Below are 18,094 nucleotides of genomic sequence, written 5' to 3' on the forward strand. Positions count from 1 at the left end.
ATCTAATTTCTTTAATAGTAGTATTTACTATTAAACAAAAATGGAAATATCATGTTAAAAAATTTTATTGATAAAACTAAATATTACTACAAACTAACAAAAGCAAAAAAGATTGACACCTATCTGATTTTAGCAGGAGTTTTAGGAGTTATCATTGGTTTATATTTCTCAATCGCAATTATAAATAAAATATTTGCTTGGTTTATTCTATTTGGTATTTTTATAAAATTATATGATTTTACAGAAAAGATAGAGCGAGATATTATTCCTTATGATTTTAATAGTTTATTACCACCTCCACCAAAGAAATAGTAGACTTTAAATAATAGATATCTTTCCATATTATCTGTTCTTAACGACTTTTTTTATACAATCACAACAATAGAAACACACTAAGGAAATTGACTATGAATTTAATGGTATTTGGTGCACCTGGTGCAGGAAAAGGTACACAAGCTAAATTTTTAATTGAAAAGTATGATATCCCACAAATCTCTACAGGTGATATTTTAAGAGCAGCAATCGCTGATAAAACTGAAATGGGTATGGAAGCTAAGAAGTTTATGGATGAGGGAAAATTAGTTCCTGATTCAACAATCATTGGTATTATCAAAGATAGACTTGCCCAAGAAGATTGTAAAAAAGGTTTTATCCTTGATGGTTTCCCAAGAACTCTAGCTCAAGCAGAAGCTTTAAATGAATTAATGGAAAAAATGGAAATCTCTTTAGATAAAGTTATTTCTTTAAATGTTCCAGATGAATTAATCGTAGGAAGAATTACAGGAAGAAGAGTTTGTCCAGACTGTGGAGCTTCATTTCACGTTGAATTTAACCCATCAAAAGAAGAGGGTAAATGTGACTACTGTGGTGGAGAACTAGTTATCAGAAAAGATGACAATGCTGAAACTGTAAAAAGTAGACTTGGTGCATACCATGAGCAAACTGCACCACTAATCAAATTCTATACTGACATGGGTGTTATGGTAGAACTTGATGGTACAAAAGATGTATCAGAAGTAACTGCTGATATGTTCGCATCTATCGAAGGATAATCTTTCATATAAAAGAAGTTGAGTTTTCAACTTCTTTTATTTATTTCATTTTATAATATTTTGTTTAGATAAATATTATTTACAGGTACTGTATTTATAAAGTCTTTCTCTAAAGCTAAAAAAGGAGTATTAATCCTATTTATTGCATTTTCAATCATCAATTCAACTACATTTGTGTAACTTATATCTTTTGCTAATTCACAAGCTTTGGGAAAATAGCTTGAACCTTCAGTCATTCCAGGGACTAAGTTAGCTTCAAGGAAAAAACATTTTCCTTCTTTATCTGTTTTTATATCAATTCTTCCAAAATCTCTTACTCCTAAATTTGTAAAAGAATCATAGGCAAGTTTTTCAACTCTTTGTTTTAAATCATACTCAGCAATAGGTTTTAATATTTCACTATTTTCTTTTTTTACTTTTTTACCAAGAATTCTTAAACCATTTTTTGATAATGGTGCAATGATCTCAATGGCATAGATACCTAGGTTATTGTTTTTAGTTTTTATTATTGAAACAGTAAATTCTCTTCCCTCTAGATATTCTTCAACTAAAACGGGTTCTTTAAACTGTGTATAAAGAGATAATAGTTTACTTTCATACTCTTTAAATGTATTTACAAAAGATTCATTATCAATTCCATTTCCATTAGCTGCATCCATTGGTTTTAAAAAAAGAGGAAACTTTAATGGAAGTTCATTTTCTTTATATTCTTTTGGAATTGCAGTAAAAAAATTTGCTGTTGGTATGCCTTTTCTTTTTAAATATGATTTTGCAAGAATTTTATTTGAATCAAATTTTAATGTTTCTTTATTTGAGCCAGTATAATTAATATTATGTTTTTTAAAATAGTCACTTAACCATATATTTGGTTCATTAATTAATGGTATATATTTTACAGCTAATATTACTAAGTCAGGTTTTCTTATTAGTATTTTTTCTAAATCAGACTTATCTTCGCAGATACTTAATCTTACGTTATATTTTAATAATCTTAAAGATTTTAAAATACTTTTACAGGCAAATTCTGTACCAAATCCACTCTCTTTTAAGTGTCTGTTTGGTGTTGTTATTATTTCTATTTTCATAGGTTTTCCTTTTTTTCATATAAACAAATGATTATTCTCAATATTTATATGTAAAACTACAAAGATTATAATGTATCAATCTCTAATGTAATTACATTATTATCTTGTAATGATATTAGTTAATATATATTTACAGTTTTAATGGAATTTAGCTATTTATTAAGCACGCTATACGTGAGTATTATTGCTATTAGGAATACCCTGTAAATAAAAGTGTATTACTAGTATGAGTGTTTGAACAAATAATTGAAATATTTGTTATTATAGATTAAGTTATATAATGATTATTAAATAGCTTAATATGAATTAAATTATGGTTCTACTATTTTAATTTTAGTTTTTTTAATTTTTTTCAGCTCTTTTTTTATTATTTTGAAGGTATTATTTCTACTATTATTAAATGTTTTTACCTTTATCTATTTCATCTCCTTTATATGTTTTATATTACAGTATATCTGAAAAAAGTGAATATAATTCCATAATTAAAATTTAATTAAAAATAAGTATTTTATCTTATGATATTTAGTAGCATTATAAACTTTAGACAAAAAATTTGCTATTTTTATTATTTTTAGATATGATGTATGCACTTAAAGAAAATTAGTATTTATTCAATGTTTGCTTTTTATTGACTTCAATGTTAACACTTATCTCTCAAAAAAATTACAATCTGGTTTAGCTTTACTAAATACTTCATATATGAAGTAATATATATAAAAGGAATTTTATGTCAAATAGATATAATGGAACTGTAAAATGGTTCAATAGTGAAAAAGGTTTTGGATTTATCCAATTAGAAGATGGAACAAAAGATATTTTTGTACATTATAGAGAAATTAACAATACTGGATATGGAAAAGTTTCATTGGATGAAGATCAAAAAGTAAGTTTCTTAATTGGAAATAACGAAAAAGGTGATTTTGCACAAAGTGTAGAAATCATATAATCATATTCAAATACTTATTCTAAAATAATTATAAAGTTTAGTATAAGACTATTAAATATAGTCTTATGAACTTTATCTACTATATTTAACTTTAGTATACTTTTTATAATAAAAAATCTACTTATTAAATAACTACAACTGTGAACGAATATATTGTTCAACATAATAATAAAATCAAAGGAAAAGAATGTATATTCTTACAAAAAAATATAAACATGAAGTATTTCAAAGACTTCTAAAAGCTAAAGAAAGTTTTAAAGATGCATGTTCAAAATCTGGACTTACTGTGAAGCAAGCAAAAAAATTTCTAGCTACAAACTCACTTTAATTTATTAAACATTTAAATTTATTATTAATACTATTAACCCAGGGATTAATAATATCTTTTAAGCAAAACTGTCTCTAAAATTTTAAACTTCAATGATACTAATAACTATTTTTGTTCTACCTCTTATTTATATAAATATCTTACTAATTACTAAATTAAGTTTTATACTAGTGATTGATATGATTAAATAAAAGTAAGCATTTTATATATATTACATTACTGGACTATTTTCTTATACATCTACTTGATTTGAAAATGTAAGTAAAATAAGATATACTTTAATATGAAACATATTATTGAAAATAAACTATTTGCTGTTATTAATGCTATTCCTAATCCTATAATTGTCATTAGTTGTGATAAACTACAAAGTGTAAATAGTGCTTTTTTAGAATTTTTTGATGTTCAGTTTATCGAAGAGTTTAATAATGTTCATGATTGTTTAGCAAAACTTTTTGTAGAAAATAATAATTCTTTTACACTTTCTAATGTACCTAAAAGTCAATATTGGACTGACTATCTATTTATACATCCAGAAGTCAATCGTATTGTATCTATTATAAACTCAGATAATCAAATGATTGATTTTGAACTAACAATTAAAAAAATAGAAAATGAATCTGAATATATTATTGTATTTAATGATATTACTCAATTTATTTCTGAAAAAAATGAATATAAGTATTTTGCATATCATGATCATTTAACAAAAATATATAATAGACAAATATTTGATGAGTTGTTCTTAAAAGAGATTGAAAATAAAAAAAGATATAACGATCCTTTTTCTATTCTTTTATTAGATATAGATTACTTTAAAAAGGTCAATGATAATTATGGACATTATATTGGAGATTTAACACTCATTGTATTAACTAAGCTTATTAATAAAGATTTACGTATTAATGATATTTTTGCAAGATGGGGTGGAGAAGAATTTATTATACTTTTACCAAGAACAGAAATTGATATAGCATATACTAAAGCTCAAGAGATAAGAGCATTAGTTGAGTCTCATGTTGATAAAGAGCTTCCTTCTATTACAATAAGTATTGGTGTAACTGAAGTTAATGATTTTGATACTACAAAAACATGTTTAGAACGGGTAGATAAAGCTTTATATCTTGCAAAAGTAAAGCGTAATGATGTAGTAAAAGTAATTTGATTATTAATTAACAATAAAGTTATAGTTGAACTTAAATATTTCGAAATATTATTCTAAATAGAACTATTTATCTTACTTAATTCAAAGTTAGTTTTTTTCTCTAACTCTTCTATTTTTTTGATAAGCTCTTCTTGTGTTTGAAATTCACATTTTTGACAAATGGCTTCTATTAACGCATATTTAGTTTGAGGACTTTCATCAAGTTTTGATTTCTCTTTCTCTTTTTGTATCTCATTTCTTTTAGTAATCACTCTTTTAAGATATAAATCAACTGCTTTTGAATCAAGTTCTCCTTCAAGCATAAACATCTCGATATTGGCTAATATCTCTTCAACTTTTTCTTTTAAACTATTAAAGTTGTATTGTGTTTTATCTTTGATTAATTCTTCTATTTTTTTATCTACGATTACTATCTCATCAGTATACATATTTTCCCTTACTATATTGTTGTTTAGTTTTTATCATAAAAAAACTAAATTTAAGAAACTTCCTTTATAATAATTGCTATTAAAATTTAGGGAAAAACAATGAGAAATATCTTAATAATAAGCATGGTAGTTGTAGCTATTGCATATATGTTTGTACTTATGAAAGATAAGTATGATAGTATTCAAGAGACAAATGCAAAGATAGCTCAACAAAAGAGTTAAAGATGGGATTAAAAGAGATTAGATAAATCTCTTTTAATTTTATTATTTACAAGCTTTATAGTTTTGAATTGCAAAATAAATATTTGCAATAATTGCAATAATCCATCCAATAACCGGAATGAAAAACAGAACATCACATACTAGGTGTATTAAAGTAGGTGTTAGTTTTCCATACTCTTTTTCTTTATCCTCTTCCATAATTGCAAATCTTGTAACAGCAGTTCCTATAAAACCAAAAAATAGTGTTAATAAAAGTGCGATAATAGCTCTTGGTGTATTATCTTTTTTCTCTTCAAATACAGGTTTTGTAATATTAAATACTTCAATAGCCTTATTCTCTTCTGAGATATTAAAATCAACTGTTTGTCCTACATATGGAGTACCTTCACTTCGCCATTCATTTTTAACAAATGTATATCTTTCACCATTTTGTGCTTTTATAGTATATAGACTACCATTTTTATCAACACCTAAAATTTTACCTTCCATTTAAGACCTTTATAATAATATGTTATATTATATAAAAAATAATATTATTTAGATATAAAATAAAAATATTGAAAAAGGTCTTAAATGTTGGGTAATCTTTTTGAAAATCTTATCGTAGATAAAAAGAAAGAACAATTTTTTGATTTAATAAAAAATGATAAAGTAAGAATAGAAAAAATAGTTTCAAATGGACAAGCTTCAGCTATAGATTTTTGGTATGAACAAGAAGAGAATGAATTTGTTGTTTTACTAAAAGGAGAGGCCATTTTAGAGTTTGAAGATAAGGAAGTTCTTTTGACAGAGGGAACTTATATAAATATAGATTCAAAACAAAAACATAGAGTAAAATATACCTCTAAAGATAGAACTACTATTTGGTTAGCAGTTTTTTATTAGTTTTTGTAAAAAGCTCACTAAAAACTCATTTTATTTTGATAATTTATATGATTACAAAAAAAGGAAAACTTTTAATGAATAATGCTTATAAAGATATAGTTTCAAAATATATTTATGCAAAAGATAATAATAAACCTCACCTTATGAAATCAGTTTTTACAGAAGTTTCAAAACTTGATGTAAAGCTAAAATCTCAAAATATCTCTTTTCCTGCAACCACAAAAGGTCTTAAAGAGATTACTGAGGTTTTAATCAGTAGTTTTAACAATACTTACGACAATGTTTATACTTTATGTTTGGAAGATACTTTAGTTTTAGAAGAGAACTCTTTAAAATCTATTTGGCTTGTTGTAATGACAGAAAAACAAAGTGGTAAAGTAAGATTTGGTTATGGCTCTTATTATTGGTCTTTTCATAATAACAATTTAGCAGAGTATTTAAATATCACTATTGAAAATATGATTATCTTAGAAGAGAAGTTTGCAGATGAGCTTTTAACTTGGATCTCTTCTTTAGCTTATCCTTGGTGTGAATCTAAAATTATTCTTGAAAGTTTACCCAAAATAGAGGAGTTAGACTCTTTTAGAAAAGAGTTTTAATATTCCCAAAACTTTTGGGAATATTTTTATTGCTTTGCTTTTACAACACCATAGAAGATTTTTAAAAACTTCTCTGGTGGTAAAAATCCTCCACCTAATTTTTTATCATAATCAGCAAAAGGTTTTAAAGCTACAATCTCTTCTAAAGTTTTACCCTCAGTAATTAGTTTTTTCATTCTTTTATTTAACTCAATTAGAGTCTCTTTATAGTATGTAAGTTCTTTTTTATTTGAGAGCTTACCATGCCCTGGAATAATTTTAGTATTATCATCAACTCTACTTAAGATATATTCAACAGCTTTGATTACCCCTTCAACATCTCCTTTGCTTGATTCATCTATAAAAGGATAAAACCCATTAAAATAGATATCTCCTGCATGAACTACATTTGCATTTTTGAAAAAGATCACACTATCTCCATCTGTATGTGCATTTTTTTGATAAATAACTTCAATATTTTCATTATTTAAATCAAAATCAATCTTATCTGTAAAAGTTATTGTAGGAAGGGCAATCTTTGGTAAAGCTGGAACTGTTTTATTAAAAGCTTTTATAAAACTATCTTCACTAAGTCTTTTTTTTACATTTTCATGAGATACGATTATTACTCCATCTTTTGCAATATTTTCATTCCCATTTGTATGGTCAAAGTGCCAATGAGTATTTACTAAATATTTAATTGGTTTTGTAGAGAGTTCTTTAATAGAGGCTTTTATTTTTTCACTTAAAGGAGCAAATTGACTATCAATCATAAGTATGCCATCTTCTCCAATACTTAAACCAATATTTCCACCTTTACCTTGAAGCATATAAACTCCAGTTGCAAGTTTTGTTGTAGTGATTTTTACTTCTTCTTTTACTTCGTGATTACCAGCTATTAATAAACTAGTTGAAAAAAGAAAGAGAAATAAGGCTTTAAAGAGTTTCATTGTTAATCCTTTTCATAAAATAATAAATAATATTAACCAAAATAAAAAAGATAAACTTTAAAAGAAAAAATTAGTCTAAAGAAGAGGAAACCTCCAAAAGGAGGTTTTACATTACTGAGTGAATTGTTACTCTAAAGTCTAAATCACATCCTGCTAAAGGGTGGTTATAATCAACTGTAACTTCATCTTTTGTTACTTCTGTAACAGTTGCTTTAAGAATATCTCCATTCTCGTCATCAGCTTCAAGTACTAAACCTATCTCTAAGTCAATACCTTCAAATTCAGAAATAGGTAGTGTTTCTGTTAGTTTTGGGTCATGTTCCCCATAAGCATCAACTGCTGCTACTTTTATATCTTTTGTTTCTCCTGCATCCATATCAACGATACCTTTTTCAAGACCTTTGATAATTTCTCCAGTTCCATAAATAAATCTAATAGGTTCTTTATCTATATTGCTATCAATTACTTCATCATTTAATCTTACTTCATACGACATAGATACTACTTGGTTTTTAGTTATAGCCATAATAATCCTTATAAGAGTTTTCTAAAAGCTAACTATACCCTAATAGACTAATTTTAAAGTAAAATAAAAAGTGAGTATAAAACGTTTATTACTTTTTAAACTACTTTATATATAATCATTGTTTATATCTTTTGAAGGACAAAATAATATGAAAGTTGCAGTATATTGTGGCTCAAGTAGTGGTGAATGTTCTATGTATGTAGAAGAGACTAAAGCTTTAGGTGAATTTCTAGCACAAAATAACATTGATGTTGTTTATGGTGGTGGAAAAGTTGGACTTATGGGAATTATAGCAGATACTATAATGTTAAATGGTGGAAATGTATATGGTGTTATTCCTGAGAAATTAAAGGAAAAAGAGTTAGCTCATACTGGAATTACAGAATTAACAATTGTAAAAGATATGCATGAGAGAAAAGCAAAGATGGCAGAAATGGCAGATGCTTTTATCACCCTTCCTGGTGGTGCAGGGACTTTAGAAGAGATTTTTGAAGCATGGACATGGGCACAACTTGGTTATCACAATAAGCCTTGTGCTTTTTATAATATAGGTGGCTTCTATGATGATTTATTTAATATGATAGAAAAGATGACAAAAACAGGCTTTTTAAAAGAAGAGTATTTAGATATGCTTATTAATACTTCTGATTTAAGAAATTTAATTGATTCAATTAAAAACTATAAAGCTCCAAATGAAAAGTGGAACTAACAAAGAAGGTTCAATTAAAATGAACCTTCAATTTGTTTTACCCAAGCTTCAATTCTCTCATTAGTTAATTCATCTTGATTAACATCGTCAATAGCTAAACCTACAAACTCCCCATCTATAACAGAGTCACTATCTTCAAAATAATAACCCTCTGCTGAAGTTTTACCTACAACCTTTCCTTTTTTTACATATTCATAAAGATGTGATAAAGAGTTACAAAAAGTATCTGAATAACTCTCTTGGTCTCCTAATCCAACTAAAGCAATAGTTTTATTTGAAAAGTCTATTTTACTTAAGTTGTTTTCAAAGTCTTCCCAATCAGCTTGTAAGTCTCCACTTCCCCAAGTAGGTGAAGCTAGAATTAACTTTTCATATTTTTCAAGGTCTTCTTTTGAAGAGTTTGCAATATTATGAACTTCAATCTCTTTTGAGAAAGTATTTTTTATTTTTTCAACAATATCTTCAGTTGTTCCAGTATCACTACCATAAAATAATCCAATTGCTTCCATGATAATTTCCTTTAAATATATTTATATTACAAATATAACATTATTAGATTAAAAATTAGTTTTTCCAATGAATTAATTGATTACTATCAGTCTCGTTTTTTACTATAGAACAAAGTAGGGGAAAGAACTCTAGAAAATCTTTCTCTATCTCTTCTATATTTTCACAAACCCTTTCAAAATATAAAGAGGTTTTATCCCTTGAAGCAAGTTTAGCAGAGAGTCTTTTATCGATTCTTAATAAGCCTTCATTTAGTTGCTCTAAGGTTTGATATTTATTTAATAGTTCAAAATCAATCATTCTTTTAAGAGGTGTGGAAGCATGGGAAGGAAGTTTTGGAAGTAGTTCATAAGAGTTATTATAAAACTGCTTTAAAAAGCTTTCTAACTCTATAGAAGAGTATCTATTCCAATTTTTAGTGAGTAAATAATCATAAGTCAAGTCTATTACTACAGATTTTAATAAACCTTTATCTCCTAATCTATTTTTGCTTTTTTTAAAAAGTTCATGGGAATCTGTAAAAGAGTCTATACGTTTATGTATTGCCATACCATTTTTTATATGAATACTGGCATTATCCCAAACCTTTCCTTTAAGAGGATCAGCAAGATAGTTTGCAACTTGAAACTCAATATTATATTCTGATAAAAAAATATGTGCTAACCAATTCATTATATATTTTAACATATTTGTTATAATAAGTATTTGGAGGAAATCTATGAAAATAGAAATATATTATGATAAAGAGTGTCCTTTCTGTAATAAATATACTCAAATCTTAAATTTAAGAAAAGAGCATGATGTAATTATAAAAAATGCTAGAGAAGATTTACAAAAGCTTAGATACTTTTACTCTTATGGTTATGATATTAATAATGGAATAATAGTTCAAATAGAAGATAATATCTATCAAGGAGCTAAAGCAATTGCTATGTTAGATAATCTAAGTGAACAGAGTAATTTCTTTTATAAAACGAAACTTTTTCAAAACTTTTTATATCCAATTTTAAAAATTATTAGAAAGATTACTCTTTTTATTTTAGGAAGAAATTCAAAGATAAATTTTGAAGAGTGAAGCCATACTTTAGAAGTATGACTTAAAGTTTAGATTTGATAGTCAGCTCTATTATCTTTCCACTCAAAGATAAAACACATTGGTAGTTCATCTTTTTTATTTAAAAGTATAGCTGTAATTGTAGCTGATATAAATATTGATACAATAGCTAAAAATGAAGCAAAAGCTAAAGTTGAAAGTCCAGATAGACCTTGCCCCACAGTACAACCTATTGATAAAACTCCACCTGTACCCATTAAAGCTCCACCAATCATATTGTATCTTACTTTCTTTTGCCCTTTTGAAGCAGTACATCCGAAACTATATCTTCTATTGATTTTAGACATTAAAAATGCTCCAATAATAACACCTAAAACTAAACAAATAGGGAATACTAAATTAAATGCATCATAATACATAAATAACTCAATAGCTCTTCCTGTTGGATATACAAAAGATAAAGCCTCTAAATCAACAACTCTTTCAATAGTATCTGCTCCAATAACTCCTGTTATATACCAAGCAGCAGCTACAAAAAGACCAACTAATACACCATCCCATAGGCTGATAACTCTATTAAGTTTTCTTACTAAAATAGCTAATAAAATAACTAATACTCCAACTACAAAATAGATATTCATAGTTATATTACCAATAAAGCTTGACCACTCAAGAAGTGTTTCATTTGTTGTTATAGGAGCAAAAAATCCATTTATAAAACCTTTTGCTGTAGCAAATGCAAAAATTCCTGTAAATACAATAACTATTAAAGAGTGGATATCTCCTTGCGCAAACTTAATAAGATGTCTATTACTACATCCATCAGCAAGCATCATTCCTACCCCAAAAATTAATCCACCTAAAACTATACTAAAATAGTTGATATTTTCTCTATAGTAGTTTGATTGAGTTAAATCGATTTGAAAATTGTTTGCTACTAAAGCAGTAGAGATAACAGCAATTATCATTGCCATGATAACAGAAGCACCTCTTTTAGTAGACTTAGTTAATATATAGTCTTTAATTGAACCACTAAAACAAAATTGGTTTTTTTGTCCTACAGCTCCCAATGCTAGACCTAAAATAAAGCCTAGAATATTTACAAGTTCATACACTTCAAAAGACATTTAAATCCTTAGTTAATTAATATAGTTTAAATTAATCAAATATTATCTATAAATATTTAAATACTATATTAACGCAATTTATTAATAAAAAAATTAAGGAAGATTAAATCTTTACTTTTTTAGTAAAGATTAAACTTCTTGATTTTCTATTCTCATATCCTCTAAACCTTCAAGGATATCTAAGGCTTCCTCTTGAGAAATTGTGTTGTTTTCAATATCTACAAGTACTTCATCAAAATATTGTTTTACTTGTTTCATATATTGTAGTTCTTCTTTTAAGTCTTTATCTTTTTTCTTTGCAAGCTCAGCTTCTATCTCTTTAATAGTTTCATTTATTTCTACTGAAATATCGTTTTTTACTAGCTCTTCTAATTGTTTAATATAATCCATTATTTACCTTTATAATCTTTATTAATAGTAATATTATATCTTGTTGAGGTAAAGAGTTAGCTATAATTTTATTGAAATATAAATATTTAGGTTTGAATTATGAAAGAGTTTATAAAACAACTTCCAAAAGCAGAGTTACATTTACATATTGAAGGCTCTTTAGAGCCAGAACTTATGTTTAAACTTGCAAAGAAAAATAGTATTGAAATACCATATAAAACAGTAGAAGAAGTAAAAGAAGCCTATAATTTTACAAATTTACAAAGCTTTTTAGATATCTATTATGCTGGTGCAAAAGTATTGATTACAAAAGAGGATTTCTATGCTTTAACTTGGGATTATATTTTAAAGTGTAAAGAAAATAATATAATTCATGCAGAGATATTTTTTGACCCACAAACTCATACTCAAAGAGGAATCGCATTTAAAACAGTAATAAGTGGAATCAAAGAAGCCTTAGTAGATGCAAAAAAAGAGTTTGGAATAAGCTCTGAAATAATTATGTGTTTTTTAAGACATCTATCTGAGAAAGAGGCTTTTGAGACTTTAGAACAATCCCTTGACTTTAAAGAAGATATTATAGGTGTTGGACTAGATTCTTCTGAACTTGGAAATCCACCTAAAAAGTTTGAAAAAGTATTTAATAAAGCAAAAGAGTATGGATATAAACTTGTAGCTCATGCAGGAGAAGAAGCCGATGTCTCTTATATAAATGAGGCTTTAAATCTTCTACACATTGAAAGAATAGACCATGGAGTACAAGCTATACATTCAGAAACTTTAATGCAAAGATTAAAGGAGAAACAAATCCCTTTAACTGTTTGCCCAAACTCAAATATAGAGTTAAAAGTATTTGATAGTTATAAAGAGCATAATATTAAAAAACTTTTAGATTATGGGTTAAATATAACTGTAAACTCTGACGACCCAGCTTATTTCAAAGGTTATCTAAATCAAAATTTTTTTAATCTAATAGAGAATTTACCTTTAGAAAAAAAAGATATAATTACTTTAGTAAAAAACTCTTTTAAAGCCTCTTTTCTTAGTGAAGAGTTAAAAAATGAGTATCTAAAAAGAGTTGATAAGGTTGTAAAAGAGTATGAATAATATTTTAAACTACATAAAAATAAATGAAAATATTTCAACAGCAGGACAACCAACAAAAGAGCAGTTTCAACTAATCAAAGATGAAAACTTTGAGATAGTTATAAACCTTGCTCTAAGTAGTGCTACAAATGCTTTAGAAAATGAAGATAAGGTTGTGACAGAGTTAGGAATGACTTATATTCATATTCCAGTAGATTTTGAAAAACCTAAATTAAGTGATGCTAAACAGTTTTTACTTCTGCTTCAAGCCTTTTATGGGAAAAAAGTTTTTGTACATTGTGCAAAAAACTATAGAGTTACTGCTTTTATCTATTTATACCATAAGCATATTTTAAATACACATTTTGATAATATTGATTTATCTATATTTGAAGAATGGTCTCCCAATAAAAATTGGCAAAATCTAATGAAAAGTAGTTTTCAAGATTTAGATTTAGCTTAATAAAGCACCAATAAATCATCTTCTTAGATATTTTTTGCTACTATAAAAGGCAAGATTACACTAAATGGATTAAGTTTGAAAATAGAAACAAAAGTTGCAAAATTTAATGAACCTTTATATTTAGAAAGTGGTAGGATTTTAGAATCTTATGAGCTAATTTATGAAACTTATGGTGAGTTAAATGAAGATAAATCAAATGTTATTGTAGTTTGCCATGCTTTAGCAGGAAGTCATCACGCAGCAGGAAGATATGCAGATGAAGCAAAACCTGGATGGTGGGATAAGCTAATTGGCGATGGAAAAGCAATTGACACTAGAAAATATTTTGTAATTTGTTCAAACAACCTAGGTAGTACTTTTGGTTCAACAAATGCTTTAAGTATTGACCCTACAACAAAAAAAGAGTATAGATTAAAATTTCCAATTCTTACTATTTCAGATATTGTAAAAGCACAAATGAAACTTTATAAAAGCCTTGGTATCGAAAAAGCAAAAGCAGTTGTTGGTGGAAGTATGGGAGGAATGCAAGCACTTTGTTATTCTATAGAGTTTCCAAACTTCGCTGAACATGTATTTGCCCTTGCAACAACTGCATATACAAGACCTTGGGCAATTGCAATAAATAAAATCGCAATTGAATCAATAAGACATGACCCAGCTTTTAAAGATGGTTTTTATAGTAAAGATGATTTAGAAGCTCAAGGTTTACCAGGTCTTGCAATAGGAAGAATGGCAGGATTAATAGCTTATTTAAGTCCTGAACTATTTAATAAAAAATTTGGTAGAGATTATGCTAGAACAGATGGTTTGTATGAGCTATTTGGTAGATTTGAAGTTGAAAGATATTTAGAATATAACGCATACTCTTTCCCTAAAATATTTGACCCTTTATCATATTTATATATTTGTAAAACTATGAATATTTTTGATGCAGGAAGAAATGAAGATACCTTAGAAAATTCCTTTAAAAAAGTTAATTGTAAACTACACTTAATCTCTTTTTCTGATGATATGCTGTTTTTTCCTGATGAGATGGAAGAGATTAGAGATATTATGATTAAAATAGGAAAAGGCGATCAAATCACTTATAAAATGGTTGAAAGTGAATCTGGACATGATTCATTTTTAGTAGAAGTAGAAAAATTTGATGAGCATATAATAAATTTATTGGAGAATAACTAATGAGTGAAATTGAAGCAAAAGAAGAAGTTGCTTTTGAAAAAAAGATAGAAAAAGCAAAAGAGTTATTAGAAAAACTTTCAAGCCCTGATATAACATTAAGTGATTCACTAGATGTTTACAAAAAAGGTATAAAAGAGCTTGATGAAGCACAAAAGCTTTTAGATGAAGCAAAACTAATATTTACTACAAAAGAGAAAGATAATAGCGAACCTTTCTAAAAAAATATTGCAAAATGTTATATTTTAAATAATAGACTTCTATTTTTGATAAACTTCTTTCAAATATTGGGAGGAGTTTATGCGAACAATAAATCAACTACAAACAATAGATAAACCAAGAGAACGACTTTTCAAATATGGTTTAACTGCTTTAAAAAACTATGAATTAATAGCAATACTTCTTGGAAGTGGAGTAAAGGGAAAAGATATAATAAAACTCTCCCGTGAAATTGAAAACTTCTTTAACTCTAATTTTGAAAACCTAAACTTAGAGAAACTTCTTAAAATACATGGATTAGGTAGAGCAAAAGCCTCTCAACTTATAAGTGCAATTGAACTTTCAAAAAGATATTTAATAGATACTCAACACTATAAAATAAATAGTGCTTATGATGTTTATGAAGAGTTAAGTTCTTATAAAAACAAACAACAAGAGTATTTTCTAGCTTTATACCTTGATGGAGCAAATCATCTTTTAGAGACAAAAATCATCACAATAGGAATATTAAATCAAAGTTTGGTTCACCCAAGAGAAGTTTTCTCTTATGCAATAGAAAAAAGATGTGCCAGCATCATCGTAGCACATAATCATCCAAGTGGAATTTTGATACCAAGTGAAGAAGATATAAAAGTGACAAAAAGATTAAAAGAATCAGCAAAGATATTAGGAATTGAATTACTCGATCATGTGATTTTTACAAAAGAAGGCTTTTACTCTTTTCAAGAAAAGGGAGTTTTTTAAATAGTTTTATTAAACTCTTTTAGTTCTTTTAGTTTTATTTTTAGATTTTCAAGTAAAGGTTTTGGAGCATATGGAAGTAGTTCGATAATCTCTTTTTTTAATTCATCGTTTTCATTATAATTATTTGTAGGCTCTTTCACTGAAGAGTTTTCATAGGCTACAAGGTTAAATCTCTCTCTTAATATTTCAAGTTCATCTGTACTAATATTTCGCATAAGATTTTCAAAATATTTTTTTCTACTCTTTTTATCATATGTAAATAGTTCTTGTTCTGTTATTTGAAGAGCTTCGGCAATATAAGGAATAAGTTCTATTTTAATGGCATTACTACCATCAAGATATTTATAAATAGTTTTTTCAGTAGGAGTTTCACCTGTTGATTTAAGTTTAGGTTCTAAATCTCTTAATCTTTTAGCAAATTCTCTTTTAGTGAAGTTTTTACTTTGAATTAAACTATTTATTCTCTCGTTTATATCCACCTAAGTTCCCTTTTTAGATAATTGTATTTAAAAAAATTATTTATTTAATAGAACTATAATTCTCTAAAATGTAGAATATTGTTAGAATTTATTTATTTCAGAGAATTAAAGGCCCATTATGGAAAAAAAATATGCGAATTTTATTCTATTTTTCTTATTTTGTTCTTTAAATTATTTTTTTTATTTGAAAACATTTGATAGTGACTTTATTGAACTTTCACTTGAGAAAAAAGAATTATTTTTTATTTTTATTATTTTTGCAAATATCATTTTAATATTATTGTTTATTGTGATTATTCAATCAATAAATAAGATGATATTGATAAGTAAAATAAAAAGATATAGAAAAGAATTAAGAAAAAACTATTATCAATATAGAAAAAAATTTAGAGAGTTAACAGCACGTTCAAAATTAAAAGATAGAGTTATCTTTGAACAATCAAAACAGAAATCTTTAAATAGTTTGATTTCAAATATAGCACATCATTGGAGACAACCCCTTTCTGTGGTTTCAATTATTGCAACTTCAATGCAATTATATGAAGAAGAGGATTTAGTTTTAGAAGAAATACTTAAAAACTCTAAAACTATAAATGAAAATGTTCAATATCTTTCAAGTATTATAGATGAGTTTTCAAAGAATTTAACTGAGAATTCAAACATAAAGAAAGAAGTTTTTCGTTTAGATTTTATCTTAAATGAGTTTGTTGTAAATAATGATTTCTTTGATATTGAAGTAAAACTAGAGATGTTAGATACATACTCTTTATATACTTATAAAAATGAGCTGTTTAAAGCTTTGTATAACATAATCAATAATTCAAAAGAGAAATTAAATGAAAGAAAAATAAAAGATAAAAAAATATTTATAAACGTTTTTCAAGTTGATAAAAATATTATTATAAAAATCAAAGATACAGCAGGTGGAATTGAACATGAAATTTTAAATAATGTTTTTGAACCGTATATGACTACAAAATTTAAAACCAAAGATGTGGGCCTGGGATTATATTTAAGTTATATGATAATTACAGAACAGCTAAAAGGAACAATAATAGTTGAAAATACTATCTTTATAGATACAAATACAAAAGAAGAGCATAAAGGGGCACATTTTATTATTAAAATACCTAGAAGTTTAGCTCATTTGTAGAGTAATTTTATCAAGATTACTAATTGATAAAAGTCAAAGTAATTTAAAGTAAATCTGCTATTATTATAACAAATAATAAAAATAAACTATACTTATTTACTAAGGATTGAGATGAGTGAAATTCATGAATATTTTAACAGACAAATAAAACTTTGGGGTGAAGAAGTACAAGATTCACTACAAAATAAGAAAGTAGCTATCATAGGAAGTGGTGGTTTAGGTTGTACTTTAGGTATAGCTTTAGGAGCTTCTGGAATAGGAGAGTTTGCTCTTGTTGATTTTGATGATGTTGGAGTTCACAATATTCATAGGCAAATTGGATTTAAAGTTGGAGATGATGGAAAATATAAAGCAGAAGTTTTAAAAGAGCTTTTAGAATCAAGATGTCCATATACTAAAGCTACTGCATATGTAGAGAGTTTTGATGAGTTTGCAAAAAGAGATTTAGAGTTTGATTTAATAATTGATGCAACTGATAACTTACCAAGTAGAGCTGCTATTAATAAATATTGTTTAGAAAGAAAACAACCATGGATTTATGGTACAGTTGAAGAGTTTCATGGACAAGTATGCTTTTTTGAAGAGGCATCATATGAAGCAGTATTTAAAATAAATGATAGAAAACCAAATGGAATTGCTTGTCCTATTGTAATGCATATAGGTTCATTACAAGCAAACTTAGCAATTAGACACTTAGCTGGACTTCCAGTGAAAAAAGATATTTTATACTATCTATCTTTTGATGAAGAGGGTATTTTACAAAACCAAAAGTTCAATCTTCCTAAAAACTAATCTAGTATCTTTATAGGTACTAGATAG

General features: G+C 26.5%; 27 protein-coding genes. 17 read left to right on the forward strand and 10 right to left on the reverse strand.

Annotation, left to right across the window (positions count from 1 at the left end; genetic code table 11):
• The first annotated feature begins 51 nt into the window (after positions 1-51).
• Both ABIV_RS04795 and ABIV_RS04800 read left to right on the forward strand, forming a co-directional pair.
• Complete coding sequence (locus tag ABIV_RS04795) at positions 52-312, forward strand: hypothetical protein (RefSeq protein WP_114838820.1); 261 nt, start codon at positions 52-54, stop codon at positions 310-312.
• A gap of 95 nt (positions 313-407) precedes the next feature.
• Positions 408-1,052 (forward strand): adenylate kinase, encoded by a 645-nt coding sequence (locus tag ABIV_RS04800; RefSeq protein ID WP_114838821.1) that lies wholly within the window; start codon positions 408-410, stop codon positions 1,050-1,052.
• Positions 1,053-1,102: 50 nt separating this feature from the next.
• Here ABIV_RS04800 and ABIV_RS04805 read toward each other — a convergent pair whose 3' ends face one another.
• Positions 1,103-2,137, reverse strand: a complete 1,035-nt coding sequence (locus ABIV_RS04805) for a D-alanine--D-alanine ligase family protein (protein WP_114838822.1) — start codon at positions 2,135-2,137, stop codon at positions 1,103-1,105.
• Positions 2,138-2,864: 727 nt separating this feature from the next.
• On the opposite strand from ABIV_RS04805, the gene ABIV_RS04810 reads away from it, so the two are divergent.
• From ABIV_RS04810 to ABIV_RS04815, 3 genes are all read left to right on the forward strand, one after another.
• Entirely contained in the window at positions 2,865-3,083 is a 219-nt protein-coding gene (locus tag ABIV_RS04810) for a cold-shock protein (protein WP_114838823.1), read from the forward strand.
• 187 nt (positions 3,084-3,270) lie between these two features.
• The gene (locus ABIV_RS13580; protein WP_162917975.1) at positions 3,271-3,411 is read left to right on the forward strand and encodes a hypothetical protein; all 141 of its coding nucleotides are present in this window, start codon (positions 3,271-3,273) and stop codon (positions 3,409-3,411) included.
• Positions 3,412-3,694: 283 nt separating this feature from the next.
• Positions 3,695-4,576 (forward strand): sensor domain-containing diguanylate cyclase, encoded by an 882-nt coding sequence (locus ABIV_RS04815; RefSeq protein WP_114838824.1) that lies wholly within the window; start codon positions 3,695-3,697, stop codon positions 4,574-4,576.
• Between the two features lie 53 nt (positions 4,577-4,629).
• Here the strand turns inward: ABIV_RS04815 and ABIV_RS04820 are convergent, their stop codons facing one another.
• Entirely contained in the window at positions 4,630-5,004 is a 375-nt protein-coding gene (locus tag ABIV_RS04820) for a hypothetical protein (RefSeq protein WP_114838825.1), read from the reverse strand.
• Between the two features lie 99 nt (positions 5,005-5,103).
• Between ABIV_RS04820 and ABIV_RS13745 the strand changes: the two genes are divergently transcribed.
• Positions 5,104-5,226: a hypothetical protein gene (locus ABIV_RS13745; protein ID WP_267284856.1), complete on the forward strand. Its 123-nt coding sequence runs from the start codon at positions 5,104-5,106 to the stop codon at positions 5,224-5,226.
• Between the two features lie 42 nt (positions 5,227-5,268).
• On the opposite strand, the gene ABIV_RS04825 is transcribed toward ABIV_RS13745, so the two are convergent.
• The gene (locus tag ABIV_RS04825) at positions 5,269-5,715 is read right to left on the reverse strand and encodes a hypothetical protein (RefSeq protein ID WP_114838826.1); all 447 of its coding nucleotides are present in this window, start codon (positions 5,713-5,715) and stop codon (positions 5,269-5,271) included.
• Positions 5,716-5,799: 84 nt separating this feature from the next.
• On the opposite strand from ABIV_RS04825, the gene ABIV_RS04830 reads away from it, so the two are divergent.
• Positions 5,800-6,111, forward strand: a complete 312-nt coding sequence (locus tag ABIV_RS04830; protein WP_114838827.1) for a cupin domain-containing protein — start codon at positions 5,800-5,802, stop codon at positions 6,109-6,111.
• A 74-nt stretch (positions 6,112-6,185) separates the two neighbouring features.
• Entirely contained in the window at positions 6,186-6,710 is a 525-nt protein-coding gene (locus ABIV_RS04835) for a hypothetical protein (protein ID WP_129088487.1), read from the forward strand.
• A gap of 26 nt (positions 6,711-6,736) precedes the next feature.
• On the opposite strand, the gene ABIV_RS04840 is transcribed toward ABIV_RS04835, so the two are convergent.
• Together ABIV_RS04840 and ABIV_RS04845 are read right to left on the reverse strand one after the other, a co-directional pair.
• Positions 6,737-7,639 carry an MBL fold metallo-hydrolase gene (locus tag ABIV_RS04840; RefSeq protein ID WP_114838829.1) on the reverse strand — a complete coding sequence of 301 codons (903 nt, stop codon included), beginning with the start codon at positions 7,637-7,639 and terminating at the stop codon, positions 6,737-6,739.
• A 106-nt stretch (positions 7,640-7,745) separates the two neighbouring features.
• The gene (locus ABIV_RS04845; protein ID WP_114838830.1) at positions 7,746-8,165 is read right to left on the reverse strand and encodes an FKBP-type peptidyl-prolyl cis-trans isomerase; all 420 of its coding nucleotides are present in this window, start codon (positions 8,163-8,165) and stop codon (positions 7,746-7,748) included.
• A gap of 148 nt (positions 8,166-8,313) precedes the next feature.
• On the opposite strand from ABIV_RS04845, the gene ABIV_RS04850 reads away from it, so the two are divergent.
• Entirely contained in the window at positions 8,314-8,874 is a 561-nt protein-coding gene (locus ABIV_RS04850; RefSeq protein WP_114838831.1) for an LOG family protein, read from the forward strand.
• A gap of 14 nt (positions 8,875-8,888) precedes the next feature.
• Here the strand turns inward: ABIV_RS04850 and ABIV_RS04855 are convergent, their stop codons facing one another.
• Both ABIV_RS04855 and ABIV_RS04860 read right to left on the reverse strand, forming a co-directional pair.
• Positions 8,889-9,383: a flavodoxin gene (locus tag ABIV_RS04855; protein ID WP_114838832.1), complete on the reverse strand. Its 495-nt coding sequence runs from the start codon at positions 9,381-9,383 to the stop codon at positions 8,889-8,891.
• Positions 9,384-9,438: 55 nt separating this feature from the next.
• On the reverse strand, positions 9,439-10,053 hold the full coding sequence (locus tag ABIV_RS04860; RefSeq protein WP_114840451.1) for an acyl carrier protein phosphodiesterase: 615 nt from the start codon (positions 10,051-10,053) through the stop codon (positions 9,439-9,441).
• A 46-nt stretch (positions 10,054-10,099) separates the two neighbouring features.
• Between ABIV_RS04860 and ABIV_RS04865 the strand changes: the two genes are divergently transcribed.
• A complete protein-coding gene (locus ABIV_RS04865) occupies positions 10,100-10,456 on the forward strand; it encodes a DCC1-like thiol-disulfide oxidoreductase family protein (protein ID WP_114838833.1) in 357 nt (118 codons plus the stop codon).
• Positions 10,457-10,485: 29 nt separating this feature from the next.
• Here the strand turns inward: ABIV_RS04865 and ABIV_RS04870 are convergent, their stop codons facing one another.
• Positions 10,486-11,562 carry a YeeE/YedE family protein gene (locus ABIV_RS04870; RefSeq protein WP_114838834.1) on the reverse strand — a complete coding sequence of 359 codons (1,077 nt, stop codon included), beginning with the start codon at positions 11,560-11,562 and terminating at the stop codon, positions 10,486-10,488.
• A 129-nt stretch (positions 11,563-11,691) separates the two neighbouring features.
• On the reverse strand, positions 11,692-11,952 hold the full coding sequence (locus ABIV_RS04875; RefSeq protein ID WP_114838835.1) for a hypothetical protein: 261 nt from the start codon (positions 11,950-11,952) through the stop codon (positions 11,692-11,694).
• A gap of 99 nt (positions 11,953-12,051) precedes the next feature.
• On the opposite strand from ABIV_RS04875, the gene ABIV_RS04880 reads away from it, so the two are divergent.
• The 5 genes from ABIV_RS04880 (at position 12,052) to radC (ending at position 15,643) form a co-directional block, all read left to right on the forward strand.
• Positions 12,052-13,059, forward strand: coding sequence for an adenosine deaminase (locus ABIV_RS04880; protein WP_114838836.1), 1,008 nt, complete (start codon positions 12,052-12,054; stop codon positions 13,057-13,059).
• A complete protein-coding gene (locus ABIV_RS04885; RefSeq protein ID WP_114838837.1) occupies positions 13,052-13,501 on the forward strand; it encodes a protein tyrosine phosphatase family protein in 450 nt (149 codons plus the stop codon). The genes ABIV_RS04880 and ABIV_RS04885 overlap by 8 nt, the downstream gene beginning before the upstream one ends.
• Positions 13,502-13,576: 75 nt before the next feature.
• Complete coding sequence (gene metX, locus ABIV_RS04890; protein ID WP_114838838.1) at positions 13,577-14,683, forward strand: homoserine O-acetyltransferase MetX; 1,107 nt, start codon at positions 13,577-13,579, stop codon at positions 14,681-14,683.
• Positions 14,683-14,901 (forward strand): exodeoxyribonuclease VII small subunit, encoded by a 219-nt coding sequence (gene xseB, locus ABIV_RS04895; protein WP_114838839.1) that lies wholly within the window; start codon positions 14,683-14,685, stop codon positions 14,899-14,901. Before metX ends, xseB begins: the two co-directional genes overlap by 1 nt.
• 79 nt (positions 14,902-14,980) lie before the next feature.
• Entirely contained in the window at positions 14,981-15,643 is a 663-nt protein-coding gene (gene radC, locus ABIV_RS04900; protein ID WP_114838840.1) for a RadC family protein, read from the forward strand.
• Here radC and ABIV_RS04905 read toward each other — a convergent pair.
• A complete protein-coding gene (locus ABIV_RS04905; protein WP_114838841.1) occupies positions 15,640-16,122 on the reverse strand; it encodes a hypothetical protein in 483 nt (160 codons plus the stop codon). The two genes, radC and ABIV_RS04905, sit on opposite strands and share 4 nt — an antisense overlap.
• A gap of 118 nt (positions 16,123-16,240) precedes the next feature.
• Here ABIV_RS04905 and ABIV_RS04910 point away from each other — a divergent pair, with 118 nt between their 5' ends.
• Both ABIV_RS04910 and ABIV_RS04915 read left to right on the forward strand, forming a co-directional pair.
• Positions 16,241-17,275 carry a sensor histidine kinase gene (locus ABIV_RS04910; RefSeq protein ID WP_114838842.1) on the forward strand — a complete coding sequence of 345 codons (1,035 nt, stop codon included), beginning with the start codon at positions 16,241-16,243 and terminating at the stop codon, positions 17,273-17,275.
• A 111-nt stretch (positions 17,276-17,386) separates the two neighbouring features.
• Complete coding sequence (locus ABIV_RS04915; protein WP_205526956.1) at positions 17,387-18,067, forward strand: HesA/MoeB/ThiF family protein; 681 nt, start codon at positions 17,387-17,389, stop codon at positions 18,065-18,067.
• Positions 18,068-18,094: the final 27 nt, after the last annotated feature.

The sequence above is a fragment of the Halarcobacter bivalviorum genome (genome assembly GCF_003346815.1).
GTDB classification, from domain to species: domain Bacteria; phylum Campylobacterota; class Campylobacteria; order Campylobacterales; family Arcobacteraceae; genus Halarcobacter; species Halarcobacter bivalviorum.

Bases quoted from the DNA above. Each gene is read 5' to 3' on its own strand.
- ABIV_RS04795 (WP_114838820.1), top strand. From the start codon at position 52: ATGTTAAAAAATTTTATTGATAAAACTAAATATTACTACAAACTAACA.
- ABIV_RS04800 (WP_114838821.1), top strand. From the start codon at position 408: ATGAATTTAATGGTATTTGGTGCACCTGGTGCAGGAAAAGGTACACAA.
- ABIV_RS04805 (WP_114838822.1), bottom strand. From the start codon at position 2,137: ATGAAAATAGAAATAATAACAACACCAAACAGACACTTAAAAGAGAGT.
- ABIV_RS04810 (WP_114838823.1), top strand. From the start codon at position 2,865: ATGTCAAATAGATATAATGGAACTGTAAAATGGTTCAATAGTGAAAAA.
- ABIV_RS13580 (WP_162917975.1), top strand. From the start codon at position 3,271: ATGTATATTCTTACAAAAAAATATAAACATGAAGTATTTCAAAGACTT.
- ABIV_RS04815 (WP_114838824.1), top strand. From the start codon at position 3,695: ATGAAACATATTATTGAAAATAAACTATTTGCTGTTATTAATGCTATT.
- ABIV_RS04820 (WP_114838825.1), bottom strand. From the start codon at position 5,004: ATGTATACTGATGAGATAGTAATCGTAGATAAAAAAATAGAAGAATTA.
- ABIV_RS13745 (WP_267284856.1), top strand. From the start codon at position 5,104: ATGAGAAATATCTTAATAATAAGCATGGTAGTTGTAGCTATTGCATAT.
- ABIV_RS04825 (WP_114838826.1), bottom strand. From the start codon at position 5,715: ATGGAAGGTAAAATTTTAGGTGTTGATAAAAATGGTAGTCTATATACT.
- ABIV_RS04830 (WP_114838827.1), top strand. From the start codon at position 5,800: ATGTTGGGTAATCTTTTTGAAAATCTTATCGTAGATAAAAAGAAAGAA.
- ABIV_RS04835 (WP_129088487.1), top strand. From the start codon at position 6,186: ATGAATAATGCTTATAAAGATATAGTTTCAAAATATATTTATGCAAAA.
- ABIV_RS04840 (WP_114838829.1), bottom strand. From the start codon at position 7,639: ATGAAACTCTTTAAAGCCTTATTTCTCTTTCTTTTTTCAACTAGTTTA.
- ABIV_RS04845 (WP_114838830.1), bottom strand. From the start codon at position 8,165: ATGGCTATAACTAAAAACCAAGTAGTATCTATGTCGTATGAAGTAAGA.
- ABIV_RS04850 (WP_114838831.1), top strand. From the start codon at position 8,314: ATGAAAGTTGCAGTATATTGTGGCTCAAGTAGTGGTGAATGTTCTATG.
- ABIV_RS04855 (WP_114838832.1), bottom strand. From the start codon at position 9,383: ATGGAAGCAATTGGATTATTTTATGGTAGTGATACTGGAACAACTGAA.
- ABIV_RS04860 (WP_114840451.1), bottom strand. From the start codon at position 10,053: ATGAATTGGTTAGCACATATTTTTTTATCAGAATATAATATTGAGTTT.
- ABIV_RS04865 (WP_114838833.1), top strand. From the start codon at position 10,100: ATGAAAATAGAAATATATTATGATAAAGAGTGTCCTTTCTGTAATAAA.
- ABIV_RS04870 (WP_114838834.1), bottom strand. From the start codon at position 11,562: ATGTCTTTTGAAGTGTATGAACTTGTAAATATTCTAGGCTTTATTTTA.
- ABIV_RS04875 (WP_114838835.1), bottom strand. From the start codon at position 11,952: ATGGATTATATTAAACAATTAGAAGAGCTAGTAAAAAACGATATTTCA.
- ABIV_RS04880 (WP_114838836.1), top strand. From the start codon at position 12,052: ATGAAAGAGTTTATAAAACAACTTCCAAAAGCAGAGTTACATTTACAT.
- ABIV_RS04885 (WP_114838837.1), top strand. From the start codon at position 13,052: ATGAATAATATTTTAAACTACATAAAAATAAATGAAAATATTTCAACA.
- xseB (WP_114838839.1), top strand. From the start codon at position 14,683: ATGAGTGAAATTGAAGCAAAAGAAGAAGTTGCTTTTGAAAAAAAGATA.
- radC (WP_114838840.1), top strand. From the start codon at position 14,981: ATGCGAACAATAAATCAACTACAAACAATAGATAAACCAAGAGAACGA.
- ABIV_RS04910 (WP_114838842.1), top strand. From the start codon at position 16,241: ATGGAAAAAAAATATGCGAATTTTATTCTATTTTTCTTATTTTGTTCT.
- ABIV_RS04915 (WP_205526956.1), top strand. From the start codon at position 17,387: ATGAGTGAAATTCATGAATATTTTAACAGACAAATAAAACTTTGGGGT.